The following is a 13,870-nucleotide window of genomic DNA, read 5'->3' as shown; positions in this document are numbered from 1 at the left end:
AATGAATGTGTGACTGGCCGAATCGGCAAATGTCGATTCAATGCACTGAGCGCAAAGGCGCCTAGCTTTGCCGAAAAATAAGCGAAAAAAAGCCCCGACTAGCGGGGCTCAGTGATCCAACCGATGGATCAGGCCGTTGGGCGCATGCGGTCCAGGTTGCGGCGCGACCACATCATTTTCGCGGCAGTAGGGTTAACAGGCGCACCCGTGAAGGTAGGCAGCTGGCGGGATACCCACTGCGCGCCCGTACCCTTCCAATTTACTTCCCCACTGATCAGCTTGCGGTCGCGTAAAATTTCGTGCTGCAGCGCATTGATCCCCTCTTTGCTCATGGTCTGCTTATCGATCGCCTTGGCAAAAATGGCGGCGCCATCTTTGCTGATGGTCAGCAGGTACATGCCATCCGGACGCGGTGTGATGGAAACCTGATGATCAGGCAGAACGGTCGTCAGTTGGTTAATGGCAGCGAGAGTCATCGGGGCAATCCTTATCGGGCAGTGGTCTTATTGGCTATGGCGCAGGAGTTGAAGCGTTGCCAAAGACAGGTGCATCACACATGCCAACTTTTAATAACTTGAAAGTGCCCGGCTTTGCTGGCGATTACCGAATAATTAATTGATCGGCCAGTGCAGAATGCATGACTGGCCATTTATTAGGCAGGCATCGTGCACGCAGCGATGATATCAGTATGAAACCACCCTACCCCGCTATTGACCGTTTATCCGCCGCTGAATAATTTCAGACGAACTTAATACAGTGAGTTACTTCGTAATTGTTAGGGCATATGCCTTGATAAAGAGGGTTTACGTCAGCCTGTTTGCGCCCTGAATTGAACGTGAACAACTGCCGCAAGCCTTTGAGTTTTGCGAGGAGCCAGCCAGGCTCTCTCACCCGCGCAGGAGACCAACCGTGAGCGATCCCTCTGTGTATTTTTGGCTGGGCGCCATTGTCGTCATTGCCTTCGTCGACCTAGTCGCCATCATGAACTTGTGGCGCAGTGAAAAGAGTTTCAACACAAGGCTGATGTGGGCGCTACTGATAATAATATTGCCTGTCATCGGACTCATTGCATGGGGTTATGCAGGGCCACGCGGCATGCCGAAGCCACCTTCGTCACCCGAGCAGAGCAAGTAGCCCAACGACTTGCATTAATTGACAAGCGCACTCATTCAGCCACTATGGCGACCACTAAAGGAGTTACATCGAGATAATTATTGTGGCGACCCTGAGATTCCTGGACGCAATGTCACTGCTGTACAACTATTTCACGCCCATTGTTGTACAGGTATCTCTGGACTCGCCTTTCAGTATGAGCGTGACACTTAAAGAACCCGGCTCTTGCACATCCATTCACGTCAGTGACATTCCTTGTAAAACCTCACTGACTCCACAGGAAGTGTTCGAAATCATTCAGTTGATTGAAGACCGGGTTCGAATCAGCAGGCCTGAGCTTTTCGACTACCACCGCATGCATACGATGCGCCGCCCTTGAAGACGACTCTCACGCATCCGGTACGGCGTTCTGGCGATCCTGATAAAGCGCTTCGAGCAGCACCACCACTTCCGCTGCCGATGGCACGGTGCGGCCACCCAGCTCGTCCTGCACAGCTGCCTCCACACTGCTGGTAGTCAGCCCATAGCGGTTCAGCGCGCCGGTTAGCGTTTGATCATCCAGGCCTTGCTGCTTGAGCACGCGCAACAGACTGTCCCACACATCACGCAGATCGGCCTGATGATCGCGACCATCGGGCCAGGGATGGCCGACACGTGCCTCGGGGTGCATTTCGGCAACGGTCACCTCGCCTTCATAGGCTTTTACGAATCCACCCGCCTCGGCAACGCGCCCATTTCGTGACGCACGATGCCATGCCGCCTGCGCCAGGACTGGCGAGGTGGTTTTGCATTGCAGCTCATCGTCGAGGTAAATCCTGAATTCGCCCATGTGTTTCTCCAGCATTGTGGTTGTCGAAGGGTCACGGCATTCGATCCAGATGGCGCAGATAGATTCCGATTTTCTGCCTCCGCAAGGCGCTGAAAAGGCCGTTTCGAAGCATCCGGAAACAGACGGTATTTACCCCGAACTCCGCCGTCCGCTCGGCCTCCTAACTGTAGAACCCATCAGCACTAGGAGCACGCCATGAGCGATTCATCGATCGACCGCACCCCGCCCAACAAGCCGGCAGAGGACCTGGACGGCGACAAGGTCAATGTGGTGAAGAAAGAAAACCAGCGGTCTGGGGAGAAGACCGAAACTGTCGACCGTGTGCTTACCCCGACCTCTATCAAGACCAAGGAGCAGGAGGCGGAAAAGATCAAGCAGGCCGCGGATGAAGCCAAGCGCAAGATCGACGGGCAGGAGTGACAGTGACGCCGACCGAGTCCTCGTCGGTCGGCGGTTTACACAACCTCAGGAATGAATGGCGCATTGCACCGCACTGGCGTCAGCGGTAAGGCAATCCACCTCGTCGATCAGCCCGGCGGCGAGCGCCTCTTCGGCGTTGACGATACGCGGGGAAGCGGTCAGGCAACCGAGGATATCCAGAGGCTGCGCGGCACCGCGCGTGCGCTCCTCGACAATGGCGCGATACAGATGCATGTCGTAATCCAGGCTCATCGCATACTCGGCCATACGCGCATGGTCGACGGAGCCATTGAGGTTCCAATGGAAGGGATGAAACAGGAACTTGCTGTATTCGCAGGCCGTGCGCCGGCTGCCAGCCAGGAAAATGATATTGCCCATCGACTCTACAGTGCCCAGGTTATGGGTCGTTACGGGAATCGGTAGGGAGATCAGAAAGTTGTACAGCGAAAAACCGTAGCTGCATTCGCCGCCCATGGTGGCGATCTTCAACACGATTTCACTGGCACCCTGCTGAAGGGACCTGGTGCAACAGTCGATCAGTTGCCCACAGGTGTTGGAGTTGATCGGCGCAGTGAAATGAATGACATGGGTCGTCATGGTCACCTCTACTAGTCGAATGCGTGTGACGCCTGAGCCAGAAAAGCCCGCCGCAGACGAGCGGCAGGCTTGCCAGGGTCAAGGCAGTGGATTGCCGCCAGTCACCCCGAAGGTTTCGCCAGTGATGTAGCTGGACTCCTGACACGCCAACATCACATAAAGCGGCGCGCATTCAGCTGGCTGGCCTGGGCGTTTCATGGGGGTCTGCGAACCGAAGGTCGGAATCTTCTCCTGCGGCTGCCCGTCGCTGGGCTGCAGCACAGTCCAGATTGGCCCTGGAGCAACCGCATTGACCCGAATGCCCTGCTCGATCACCTGGCTCGACAGTGCCTTGGTGAAGGCCACGATGGCCGCCTTGGTCGAGGCGTAATCGAGCAGCGTCTTGGACGGGTCATAAGACTGGATCGACGCCGTATTGATGATTGTCGCGCCCGGCGGCATGTGCGGCACTGCAGCCTTGCACAGCCAGAACAGCGCGTAGACGTTGGTCTTGAAGGTGTGATCGAACTGCTCGGTAGTCAGCTCGGAGATATGTTGCTGAGCGATCTGCTTACCGGCGACATTGGCCAGGATATCCAGGCCGCCCAGTGCCTCGACCGCGACCTTGATCAGCGAAACGCAGAACGCTTCATCCTTGAGATCGCCCGGAATGGCTACCGCGCGGCGCCCTTCGGCCTGGATCAGCTGCACCACTTGCTGAGCATCCGACTCTTCTTCCGGCAAGTAATTGATCGCCACATCGGCGCCTTCACGGGCAAAGGCGATAGCGGCAGCCCGGCCAATGCCGGAGTCGCCGCCGGTGACGAGCGCCTTGCGCCCAGCCAGACGACCAAAGCCCACATAGCTCTCTTCGCCATGGTCGGGCTCCGGGGCCATTTTGCTGTCCAAGCCAGGCTCGGGTTGATGTTGAGGCGGAAACTCGGGCTGAGGATATTGAGTCAGCGGGTTCTGCATGGCGTATTGGTTGGAGGTATTACGGTTCATTAGTTACTCCTGCCGGTGGCTGGTGGTCTCACAGCAGTTGCGCTGGTCGAGGCGCAATCGCTGCGGTTGAAATTGCCGCGTCGAAATTAGGAAAAAACGCCGCCGTTTGAAGTTCCACCCTTCCGAGCAGTGGAGCGTGATAGCTCCACTTTCGGGATTAGCAGTTGGGCTGGGCGCCGCATAGCGACGGCTAGCCCTGCGCGGCGATCACCCGCCCACGCTCCGGCAACGTGTCGCCCGGAGCGCTTGCCGTGCTCAAGCTCAGTGTCACCGGTATCGATTTGGCGGCCGGCACCTTGCTGCGCTCGGCATGGTGCCAAAGCGGCACCAACGCATTACATTCCGGGTAATAGGCCGCGCAGCAACCTTGCGGAATGTCGTAAGCGAGGATCTGCAGTGGCCCGACCCGGCGCTCGATTTCCGGCTCCACGGCCGTCGTCACATCGACCCAATCGCCCCCCGCCAGGCCGAGGCGAACGATATCGTCGGTGTTCATGAAAATGACCGAGCGGGTGCCATGTACGCCGCGAAAACGATCGTCGTAGCCGTAAACGGTCGTGTTGAACTGGTCGTTACTGCGGATCGTCATCAGTTGCAGAACATCGCGTCGCGCATAAGGCGCCTGCACGTCATCATCGGCGATGAGGTGCTCGGGTGTGACGAACTGCGCCTTGCCACTCTCGGTGGCCCACTCTCGTTTGGCCGCGCCCAACGGGCGATGAAAGCCGCCCGGCTCCCACATGCGGCGCTCGAAGTCATGGAAGATTTCCGGGTAGATCGTGGCGATCGCCTTGCGGATCAACGAATAATCCCGGCGCCAGGCCTCCCAGTCGATGGCGACTTGCGGCGACAAAGTGGCACGCGCCAGACCGGCGATGATCGCCGGCTCCGAGCGCAGGTGCTCGCTGGCCGGTTCGCTGACACCCTGCCAGCCATGGATACAACCGGTACTGTCTTCCGTACTGTGACACTGTTCGATGCCATCCTGGCGATCGATTTCAATACGCCCCAGGCACGGCAGCAGCCAGGCTTGCTCGCCTGGTAACAGGTGAGAGTGGTTGAGTTTGGTGGCTACCTGCACATTGAGCTTCAATCGCTGCCAGGCAGGTTCCATCTGCGACGTATCCGGCACGGCACGCAGAAAGTTGCCGCCGAGACTGACGAAGCCGCGCACGCTGCCGTCGAGCATGCCGCTGCACGCATCCACCGTGGACGTGCCCATCTCTTCCGGTACGCTGAACGCGAAGTGCTGCTCGATCAACTCACCGGGCACCTTGGCCGGATCTTCAGTGATTCCGACGGTGCGCTGCCCCTGCACATTGGAATGCCCGCGCACCGGGCAGATACCGGCACCGGGTTTGCCGATATTGCCGCGCAGCAGCAACAGGTTCACCAGCATCTGCACGTTCTGCACACCCTGGCGGTGCTGGGTCAGGCCCATGCCGTAGACGATCATCGCTCGCTGCGCCTTGGCGTAGGTCACGGCCGTCGCTTCCATGGCGGCACGAGTGAGGCCGGTGACTGCCTCCAGCCTCGCCCAGTTCTGCTCACGTACGTAGCGCATGAAGCTTTCCGCACCGCTGGTATGCGTGGCGATGAAATTCTCGTCGAGCAGACCGGGCTGGCCCCGCTGCAACGCACTGTCGTGCATTTCCAGTAACGCTTTGGCGATACCGGTGATGGCCGCCGTGTCGCCGCCGATATTGACTTGGTGATACTGGGTGCTGATCTGCGTCGACTCAGGCCCGAGCATCTGCGTAGGCGATTGCGGATTGACGAATTCCTGCAGACCACGCTCCTTCAGCGGATTGAAGGTGATGATCGGCACGTCGCGCTGGCGCGCTTCCTGTAGCTGATGAAGCATGCGCGGGCTGTTGCTGCCAACGTTCTGGCCGAAGAACAACAGGCAGTCGGTGTGCTCGAAATCGTTCAGCGTCACGGTGCCGACCGGTACACCGATGCTCTCCTGCAGGCCTACCGAGGTGCTCTCGTGGCACATGTTGGAGCTGTCCGGCAGGTTATTGCTGCCATAAGCGCGGGCGAACAGCTGGTACATGAATGACGCCTCCAGCGAGGCGCGCCCAGAGGCGTAGAACACCACCTCTTTAGGCTCCAGCGCGCGCAGACCTGCGCCGATCTCCTGATAGGCAGTCTCCCAACTGGTTTCTTCGTAACGATCCGTGCTGGCGTTGTAGCGCAGAGGGTGAGTCAGCCGGCCGTGCTGCTCGAGTGCATAAGCCGACCAGCCCCGTAGCTCGGTGACGCTGTGCTCGGCAAAAAACGCCGGAGGGGTGCGTTTTGCCGTCAGCTCCCAAGCGGTCGCCTTGGCGCCGTTTTCGCAAAACTCCAGAGGATGGGCATCGTCAGGCTTGGCCCAGGCGCAACTCACACAAGCAAAGCCCTTGGGCTTGTTCTGCCTGGCCAGGGCTGCACCGATTTTCGCCAGTGCTTTTTCTTGCCACAGAATACTCGCCACCGACTTGGCAGAGCCCCAGCCTCCGGAAGCATGGGTATAGGGTCGGTAGCGGGTTTTCGGATCAGTCAGCATTCCCCTCTCCTGCACGTGGTCTGTACAGGTACGACGAAACCCTGTCGGGAAAGGTTCGGGTAAATGGCCCTACGGTCAGGAGGGGCGCTCAGGCACGCGGGTAATCAGTCTGAGCAAGCGCAGCGGCTCAAGTAGATACGCGGACAAGCCCGTCCATTCAGCGCATTTGACGGTGCTGCCTGCCGCCAGCGACTGAGGTAAAAACAAACACCCGCAGACACCTGAGAGGTGCCTGCGGGTATGAGCGGTGCGTTATTTGTTGCCAGTCAGCGCGTTGTAGCTGGTCATCAGGTTGCGGTAGTCCGGGATGTGGTCGGAGCAGATCTTCGCCAGCCCTTCCACATCATTGCGCCAGTCGCGGTGCAGCTCACACGCCACGCCGAACCAGTTCATCAGTTGCGCACCGGCTGCCGCCATGCGGTTCCAGGCGGCGTCACGGGTGATCTGATTGAACGTGCCCGAGGCATCGGTCACCACGAACACGTCGAAGCCTTCTTCCAGGGCCGAGAGCGCCGGGAACGCCACGCAGACTTCGGTCACCACGCCGGCGATGATCAGCTGCTTCTTACCAGTGGCCTTGATCGCCTTGACGAAATCTTCGTTGTCCCAGGCGTTGATCTGGCCAGGGCGAGCAATGTACGGCGCGTCCGGGAACATCTCCTTCAGCTCGGGTACCAGCGGGCCGTTGGGGCCAGTTTCGAAGCTGGTGGTGAGGATAGTCGGCAGGTTGAAGAACTTGGCCAGGTCAGCCAGGGCCAGCACGTTGTTCTTGAACTTGTCCGGCTCGATATCGCGCACCAGGGAGAGCAGACCGGCCTGGTGATCGACCAGCAGAACGGCAGCGTTGTCTTTGTCCAGGCGGTTGTAGGTGTAGGAAGTGGTCATGGCGCGGTCCTCGATTTTAGTGAGCTGCCGATTCGTTCGGCTGGAATTGGTTGGTGTCGTGCAGTTGTCGCTGCGTGTGATAAAGATTAAATTCGACACCCTTCGCGCACCAGACGGCAAAAATCGCCCACAGCGTTCCATTATTAGAACGGATAATTTATGGAAGATCTGAACACGCTCTATTACTTTACCCAGGTGGTGGAGCACGGCGGCTTCGCACCGGCCGGGCGTGCACTGGATATCCCCAAATCGAAACTGAGCCGGCGCATCGCCCTGCTCGAAGAACGCCTCGGCGTGCGCCTGCTGCACCGCACCAGTCGGCATTGCTCGCTGACCGAGATAGGCCAGGCGTACTACCAGCGCTGCGTGGCCATGCGTGTGGAGGCGGAAGGCGCCGCCGAGGTGATCGAACGTAACCTCGCCGAGCCCCGTGGCCTGGTGCGCCTGGCCTGCCCGACCACCCTGCTCAACTCCTGGGTCGGGCCGATGCTGACCCGCTTCATGCTGCGCTACCCGGCCGTGGAGTTGTTCATCGAGAGCACCAACCGGCGCGTCGACCTGCTCCACGAGGGGTTCGATATCGCCCTGCGCGTGCGCTTCCCGCCGCTGGAGAACACCGACATGGTGATGAAGGTGCTGGGCAACAGCCGGCAATGCCTGGTGGGCCGCCCGGATTTTCTGGCGCAGTTACCGAAAGACTTTTCACCCGAAGACCTCGGCACGCTACCGAGCCTGCACTGGGGCGGTTCGCAGCGTGAGTACCAATGGGAACTGCTCGGCCCCGAGAATGCCAAGCGGGTCATCACACACCGCCCGCGCATGGTCACCGATGACCTGATCGCCCTGCGCCATGGCGCCCTGGCCGGCGTCGGTATCGCCCACGTGCCGAGGGTCGCGGTGCGTGAAGACCTAGACGCCGGCACCCTGGTGGAAATGCTCCCGGGCTGGGAACCCAAGTGCGGCATCGTCCACGCCATCTTCCCGTCACGCCGTGGCCTGCTGCCATCGGTGCGTACGCTGATCGACTTTCTCGCCGAGGAGTTTCGCGAGAGCGATATGGCGTGATCGATGAAACGGTGGATGAAAGACGCGCCATCCACCCTACTTGGCTCGCAACGCTGGTTATCCCTCCACTCGCCGTAGCCTGGGTCGAGCGCAGCGACACCCAGGGAAATCGCTCTGGGTATCGCTGCGCTCGACCCAGGCTACGAGAAACGTCTCAGCGGCAGTGACGAAGCGCGGCGACCACGTGAGCTTCCACATCACCCTCTTTAGCGTCTTTCTGAAATACCGCGCAGGTCGCCGGACCGGCGTCCGTGATGCAGCGATAAACCGCAATCACGCTGCCCGGGCCAGCCCCGGTGTGACCGCTGAGCAAGATATCCCCCTCGATATCACCCTGCATCAAACCCAGTGCATAGCCAGCCACGATCCATGGACGACCAGGAAGAGGCCCACCCAAAACCCGCCGTTCCTGCATCTGCGCCAACAGCTCTGCAGGCAGCAGACTGCCACCCAGCAACCTGTCCAGCAGCAACGCAGCATCGGACAACGAGCCGACCACCAGCCCGTGATAAACCCAACCAGGGTGATAGCCAGCAGCGCTGCCCATATCGACGTCGGCCAATTCGGCAGGCGTCTTCGCCAGGCGAACAGATGTTACGCCGAGCGGCTGTAGTACCCGCTGTTGGATGGCGCTCTCCAGCGAAGTTGCAGTGCGTGCCTCAATGATTCTGGCGACGTACAGATAGCCAACATTGGAATAACCCCAGCCCACTTCAGGCTGATAACGCAGACGCGCTGCGTCTAGGCGTTCGAGCATTTCGCTGGCTGGCCAGGGCTCGTCGCCCCGGGCAACAGCGGCGTGATAGTCGGCAAGCTCACCGTAATCGGCCAGGCCAGCTTCGTGCTTCAGCAGTTGCCGCAGCGTAAACGGGCCGCCCAGCACGACCTCGTCAAGCGACAGCAAACCATCGCGCACCAGGGTCAGCGCGGTTGCAGCCAATACCGTTTTGGTGAAACTCCACCAGGGTACGAGTGGTTCCTGGCGGTCAGCAACCGAGAGCTGGCCATTCACCACGAGCGAGCATGCAAATGTCGACATCCAACTCTCTCCTGAAACGCCCAATCCCTACAAAAGCTCCATCAACCCTCGACCTGGCTCCACTGCTTGCTCAGGCGCTTGTCCGACACCGCCATCTTAGTGCCCAGTTGCTGGGCGAACAGCGACACGCGGTACTCCTCGAGCATCCAGCGATAGAGCGTCAGGTTGGGATCGCGCTTGCCTTCCTGCAGGTGCTTGCCGAGGCGTGCTTGGTACTGCTCCCAGTAGCCCGCCAACTCGCCGCTCCACACCCGGTCGCGCTGCAGTTGCGCGGCGATCTTGTCGAAGCGTTGTTCGATGGCCTTGAGGTAGCGCGGCACTTCCTTGAGCCATTCGCCCGGCGTTTCACGCACGAAGCCGGGATACACCAGATTGCCGAGCTGCGCCTTGATGTCGTTGAGCGCCACGGCCTGGGCCAGGTCGATCTTGCCCTTGAAGCGCTTCTGCAGCCCGTGCCAGAGCTTGAGAATTTCCAGGGTCAAACGCGCCAGCCGCTCGGCGTGGTCAGCCCAGGCGCCGCGTTTCTTCTCAGCCAGGGCGGCCAATGCGGCGCCGTCGCGCGGTAGCGGCTGTTCGCCTTCGAGGATGCAGCTGTCGAGGCTGGCCAGCAGGATGTCTTCGACCAGCGCATCGACTCGGCCCAGGTCGCGGTGAAGCAGGCCCAGTTCGGTCAGCCCCGGCAATTTGCCGCGCAGGAACTTGGCAGGCTCCGCCAGCTGTTGCAGCAACAGGCGCTGCAGGGCGCGGCGGTGCTGGAACTCGGCTTCGGCCTGGGTCGGGAAGCGTCCCTCTTTGACTATCCCCCCCTCTTCCACCAGCGCCGGGAACACGGTCATGGAAAGCCCGGCGACCTTCTGCTGGGTCTTCTCGGCGACCTGGGCGAAGCCCTTGGCCTCCACCGGTTTCTGCACTTTGTCGGTCTGCGGGATGGCCAACGCAGCCTGGCTGGCCTCGGCGAAGCGCGCGGTCAGTTCGGCCAGGTCGCGGCCTTCGCCGAGGGGCTTGCCGTGGGTGTCGACCACTTCGATGTTCATCTTCAGGTGGTGTTCGAGCTGGCGGGTCGCCTCGACCCATGCCTCTTCACTGATCCGCGCGCCGGTCATGCGTTGCAGTTCGCGACCGAGGCTTTCCGGCAGGCTGCCCTGGCCGAAGGTCAGCTTGCTCAGCGCCGCGCCGACGAAGTCTGGCACCGGCACGAAGTTCTTGCGCAGCGCCTTGGGCAGGCCGCGCACCAGGTCGATAGCCTTGGCCTCGATCAGCCCCGGCACCAGCCACTCCAGGCGCTCGCCCGGCAACTGTGGCAGCAGCGGCGCGGGCACCCGCAGGGTCACGCCGTCGCGCGGGTGATTGGGCTCGAAGTGGTAGGTCAGCGGCAGCTGCAGCTCGCCGATGTGCAAGGTATCCGGATACTGGGTCGCGGTGACTTCCAGCGCCTCGCGGGCCAGCACATCCTCCTCGCGCATCATCAGCAGCTGCGGATCCTTGGCGCTCTCACGCTTGTACCAGCTCTCGAAGGTCGCGGTCTGGTAGATGTCCTGGGGAATGCGCGCCTCGTAGTAGGCGAACAGGGTTTCCTCGTCGGCGAGAATGTCGCGGCGGCGCGCCTTGGCTTCCAGTTCGTCGAGCTTTTCCAGCAGCACGCGGTTGGCGCTCAGGCACTTGGTGCGGCTGTTGATTTCGCCACGCACCAGCCCCTCGCGGATGAACAGTTCACGGGACGCCAGCGGGTCGATGGGCCCGTAATGCACGGGGCGACGACCGACAATGATCATGCCGTACAGGGTGACTTGCTCGTACGCCACAACCTGGCCGCGCTTCTTCTCCCAGTGCGGCTCGAAGTGGTTCTTCTTGATCAGGTGACCGGCCAGCGGCTCGATCCAGTCCGGCTCGATCTTGGCGACCTGGCGGGCGAACAGCTTGGTGGTCTCGACCAGCTCGGCGGCCATGATCCAGTTGGGCTTCTTGCGGCCGATCACCGACGACGGATGCACCCAGAAGCGCCGCTGGCGGGCACCCAGGAAGTCGCCCTCCTCGGTCTTCTGGCCGATCTGGCTGAGCAGGCCGCTGAGGATCGCCTTGTGCACGGCCGCGTAGCCCTTGGCGCGCTGCGCGGCTTCGCTGGCCTCGGCCTGCTCGCGCAGGATCACATTGACCTTGGTGTCGGTGGTCGGCGCGGCACGCTCGCCTTTCTCGTAGGGCGTACTGCCGGAGCCGTCCACCTTGGCGGACAAGCCTGCGGCGTTGTCCGCCCTACCCACGTCATGAGTTTGGGAAGCTGATGACTTGCCGGGCGCCAGTTGCAGATCCTTGGCCAGCAGTACCAACTGGCGGTGGGCATCACGCCACTCGCGCAGGCGCATGTAGTTGAGGAAGTTCTTCTTGCACCAGCTGCGCAGCGGATTGGAACCGAGCTCCTGGCGTTTCTCCTCGAAGCCGCGCCACAGGTTGATCAGCGCGGCGAAGTCGGAATCCACATCCTTCCACTGCGCATGGGCCTGATCAGCCGCCTGCTGACGGTCCATCGGCCGCTCACGCGGGTCCTGCACCGACAGGGCGCTGGCGACGATCAGCAGTTCTGGCAGGCTGCCGAGCTTGGCCGCCTCGAGCACCATGCGGCCCAGGCGCGGATCGATGGGCAGGCGCGCCAGTTGGCGGCCCAGCGGGGTCAGTTGCCCTTCGCGATTGACCGCGGACAGCTCCTGCAGCAGGTTGAAACCATCGCTGATGGCCTTGCCATCCGGCGGCTCGATGAAGGGGAAATCCTCGATGCTGCCCAGCCGCAGGTGCAGCATCTGCAGGATCACCGCCGCCAGGTTGGTACGCAGGATTTCCGGATCGGTAAATGCCGGCCGACCGAGGAAATCCTCCTCGCTGTACAAGCGCACGCAGATGCCCGGCTCGACCCGCCCGCAACGGCCCTTGCGCTGGTTGGCGCTGGCCTGGGAAACCGCCTCGATGGGCAGGCGCTGCACCTTGGCGCGGTAGCTGTAACGACTGATGCGCGCGGTACCGCTGTCGATCACGTAACGAATGCCGGGCACCGTCAACGAGGTTTCCGCGACGTTGGTGGCCAGCACGATCTTGCGCCCGGCCATGGGCGCGAAAATCTTCTGCTGCTCGGCCGGCGTCAGCCGCGCATACAAGGGCAGCACTTCGGTGAAGCGCAGGTTGGCCTTGCGCAGCACTTCTGCAGCGTCACGAATCTCGCGCTCGCCCGGCAGGAAGATCAACACGTCGCCGGGGCGCTGACCGACACTTTTCTCATGGGCGTCGATCTCGTCCAGCGCAGCGAGAATGCCCTGATCGACGGTGAGGTCATCGAGCAGGCGCTCACCTTCCTCGTCCACCTCGGCAGCCAGCGGCCGGTACCAGGTTTCCACCGGATAGGTGCGCCCGGAGACCTCGACGATAGGCGCATCCGGCATCCCGTCCCCGCCAAAGTGCTTGGAGAAGCGCTCCAGGTCGATGGTCGCCGAGGTGATGATCACCTTGAGGTCGGGTCGGCGCGGCAGCAGGGTTTTCAGGTAACCGAGCAGGAAGTCGATGTTGAGACTGCGTTCGTGGGCCTCGTCGACGATGATAGTGTCGTACTTCTCCAGAAAACGGTCGTGCTGGGTTTCAGCGAGCAGAATGCCGTCGGTCATCAGCTTGATCAGCGACGTGTCCTTGCTCTGGTCCTCGAAACGCACCTGATAGCCGACCAGTTCGCCCAACGGCGTGCCGATCTCCTCGGCCACCCGTGTCGCCACACTGCGCGCCGCCAAACGCCGCGGCTGGGTATGGCCGATCAGGCCGTGCTGACCACGACCGATCTCCAGGCAGATCTTCGGTAACTGAGTGGTCTTGCCCGAACCGGTCTCGCCGGCGATCACCAGGACCTGGTGCTTTTCCAACGCGGCCTTGATCTCGTCGCGCTTGGCCGCGATCGGCAACGCGTCGTCGTAACGCATTACCGGCACACTCAAGCGCCGCGCCTCGACCTTGGCGCAGGACGCCTGAAAGCGCTCCAGCCACTGCGCCTGCTTGGCGTCGTCGGGCTTTTTCTGCAGCTCATGCAACTGCCGCCGCAGGCGATGGCGGTCGGTAATCATGGCGTGGTCGAGGTTCTTCTGCAGCGCAGCGAAATCGAAGGGGGCGTCAGTCATCAGGCTCGGGCAGTCGCGGATAAAGATGCGATTGTCGCAGATTACACCCCTGCGCGTGCAGGCCAGGCGGCCGAGGGACGGTGGCGGAGCGGGCTATCGAGAGCGGCGACTTTCGCCAGCAGCAGCCGGTCGGCGCAGTCTTTTGCTCTGGGCCTCATGCGGCTAGCCGCAAGCAGTCAGCGCCCTGAATAACTGGGTTTGACCTGACAGCCCCGGACTGCAAGCGGGGCTGTCAGATCGATCAC

12 protein-coding genes are annotated in these 13,870 nt (G+C 61.4%); 4 read left to right on the top strand and 8 right to left on the bottom strand.

Translation table 11 applies throughout. The annotated features are described in order from the left end of the window. Positions 1-128: 128 nt before the first annotated feature. The gene (locus tag BLS60_RS03000) at positions 129-476 is read right to left on the bottom strand and encodes a hypothetical protein (RefSeq protein WP_070881625.1); all 348 of its coding nucleotides are present in this window, start codon (positions 474-476) and stop codon (positions 129-131) included. Positions 477-909: 433 nt separating this feature from the next. On the opposite strand from BLS60_RS03000, the gene BLS60_RS02995 reads away from it, so the two are divergent. Continuing rightward, complete coding sequence (locus tag BLS60_RS02995; protein WP_092364471.1) at positions 910-1,134, top strand: PLD nuclease N-terminal domain-containing protein; 225 nt, start codon at positions 910-912, stop codon at positions 1,132-1,134. A 109-nt stretch (positions 1,135-1,243) separates the two neighbouring features. Next, on the top strand, positions 1,244-1,492 hold the full coding sequence (locus tag BLS60_RS21785) for a DUF1652 domain-containing protein (RefSeq protein ID WP_143024568.1): 249 nt from the start codon (positions 1,244-1,246) through the stop codon (positions 1,490-1,492). Positions 1,493-1,501: 9 nt separating this feature from the next. On the opposite strand, the gene BLS60_RS02985 is transcribed toward BLS60_RS21785, so the two are convergent. Next, positions 1,502-1,942, bottom strand: coding sequence for a hypothetical protein (locus BLS60_RS02985; RefSeq protein WP_070881626.1), 441 nt, complete (start codon positions 1,940-1,942; stop codon positions 1,502-1,504). 195 nt (positions 1,943-2,137) lie between these two features. Here BLS60_RS02985 and BLS60_RS02980 point away from each other — a divergent pair, with 195 nt between their 5' ends. Continuing rightward, positions 2,138-2,362, top strand: a complete 225-nt coding sequence (locus BLS60_RS02980) for a hypothetical protein (RefSeq protein WP_092364465.1) — start codon at positions 2,138-2,140, stop codon at positions 2,360-2,362. Between the two features lie 45 nt (positions 2,363-2,407). Here the strand turns inward: BLS60_RS02980 and BLS60_RS02975 are convergent, their stop codons facing one another. From BLS60_RS02975 to ycaC, 4 genes are all read right to left on the bottom strand, one after another. Further along, the gene (locus BLS60_RS02975) at positions 2,408-2,959 is read right to left on the bottom strand and encodes an ATP-dependent Clp protease proteolytic subunit (RefSeq protein ID WP_092364462.1); all 552 of its coding nucleotides are present in this window, start codon (positions 2,957-2,959) and stop codon (positions 2,408-2,410) included. Positions 2,960-3,037: 78 nt separating this feature from the next. After that, positions 3,038-3,943, bottom strand: coding sequence for an SDR family oxidoreductase (locus tag BLS60_RS02970; protein WP_092364459.1), 906 nt, complete (start codon positions 3,941-3,943; stop codon positions 3,038-3,040). Positions 3,944-4,133: 190 nt separating this feature from the next. Continuing rightward, positions 4,134-6,491, bottom strand: coding sequence for an FdhF/YdeP family oxidoreductase (locus tag BLS60_RS02965; RefSeq protein WP_092364456.1), 2,358 nt, complete (start codon positions 6,489-6,491; stop codon positions 4,134-4,136). Positions 6,492-6,743: 252 nt separating this feature from the next. Next, entirely contained in the window at positions 6,744-7,376 is a 633-nt protein-coding gene (ycaC, locus tag BLS60_RS02960) for an isochorismate family cysteine hydrolase YcaC (RefSeq protein ID WP_092364453.1), read from the bottom strand. A gap of 159 nt (positions 7,377-7,535) precedes the next feature. On the opposite strand from ycaC, the gene BLS60_RS02955 reads away from it, so the two are divergent. Next, a complete protein-coding gene (locus BLS60_RS02955; RefSeq protein WP_092364450.1) occupies positions 7,536-8,441 on the top strand; it encodes a LysR substrate-binding domain-containing protein in 906 nt (301 codons plus the stop codon). A 154-nt stretch (positions 8,442-8,595) separates the two neighbouring features. On the opposite strand, the gene BLS60_RS02950 is transcribed toward BLS60_RS02955, so the two are convergent. Both BLS60_RS02950 and hrpA read right to left on the bottom strand, forming a co-directional pair. Beyond that, a complete protein-coding gene (locus tag BLS60_RS02950) occupies positions 8,596-9,480 on the bottom strand; it encodes a serine hydrolase domain-containing protein (protein WP_092364447.1) in 885 nt (294 codons plus the stop codon). Between the two features lie 41 nt (positions 9,481-9,521). Further along, positions 9,522-13,625 (bottom strand): ATP-dependent RNA helicase HrpA, encoded by a 4,104-nt coding sequence (hrpA, locus tag BLS60_RS02945; protein ID WP_092364444.1) that lies wholly within the window; start codon positions 13,623-13,625, stop codon positions 9,522-9,524. Between the last annotated feature and the right edge of the window lie 245 nt (positions 13,626-13,870).

This window comes from Phytopseudomonas seleniipraecipitans (assembly GCF_900102335.1).
GTDB lineage: Bacteria > Pseudomonadota > Gammaproteobacteria > Pseudomonadales > Pseudomonadaceae > Aquipseudomonas > Aquipseudomonas seleniipraecipitans.
This window is presented reverse-complemented; position numbering and strand designations above follow the sequence as displayed.

Excerpts from the sequence above, each read along its gene's own strand:
- ycaC (WP_092364453.1), bottom strand. The coding sequence starts at position 7,376 with ATGACCACTTCCTACACCTACAACCGCCTGGACAAAGACAACGCTGCC.
- BLS60_RS02980 (WP_092364465.1), top strand. The coding sequence starts at position 2,138 with ATGAGCGATTCATCGATCGACCGCACCCCGCCCAACAAGCCGGCAGAG.
- BLS60_RS02970 (WP_092364459.1), bottom strand. The coding sequence starts at position 3,943 with ATGAACCGTAATACCTCCAACCAATACGCCATGCAGAACCCGCTGACT.
- BLS60_RS02985 (WP_070881626.1), bottom strand. The coding sequence starts at position 1,942 with ATGGGCGAATTCAGGATTTACCTCGACGATGAGCTGCAATGCAAAACC.
- BLS60_RS02965 (WP_092364456.1), bottom strand. The coding sequence starts at position 6,491 with ATGCTGACTGATCCGAAAACCCGCTACCGACCCTATACCCATGCTTCC.
- BLS60_RS21785 (WP_143024568.1), top strand. The coding sequence starts at position 1,244 with ATGTCACTGCTGTACAACTATTTCACGCCCATTGTTGTACAGGTATCT.
- BLS60_RS02975 (WP_092364462.1), bottom strand. The coding sequence starts at position 2,959 with ATGACGACCCATGTCATTCATTTCACTGCGCCGATCAACTCCAACACC.
- hrpA (WP_092364444.1), bottom strand. The coding sequence starts at position 13,625 with ATGACTGACGCCCCCTTCGATTTCGCTGCGCTGCAGAAGAACCTCGAC.
- BLS60_RS03000 (WP_070881625.1), bottom strand. The coding sequence starts at position 476 with ATGACTCTCGCTGCCATTAACCAACTGACGACCGTTCTGCCTGATCAT.
- BLS60_RS02950 (WP_092364447.1), bottom strand. The coding sequence starts at position 9,480 with ATGTCGACATTTGCATGCTCGCTCGTGGTGAATGGCCAGCTCTCGGTT.
- BLS60_RS02955 (WP_092364450.1), top strand. The coding sequence starts at position 7,536 with ATGGAAGATCTGAACACGCTCTATTACTTTACCCAGGTGGTGGAGCAC.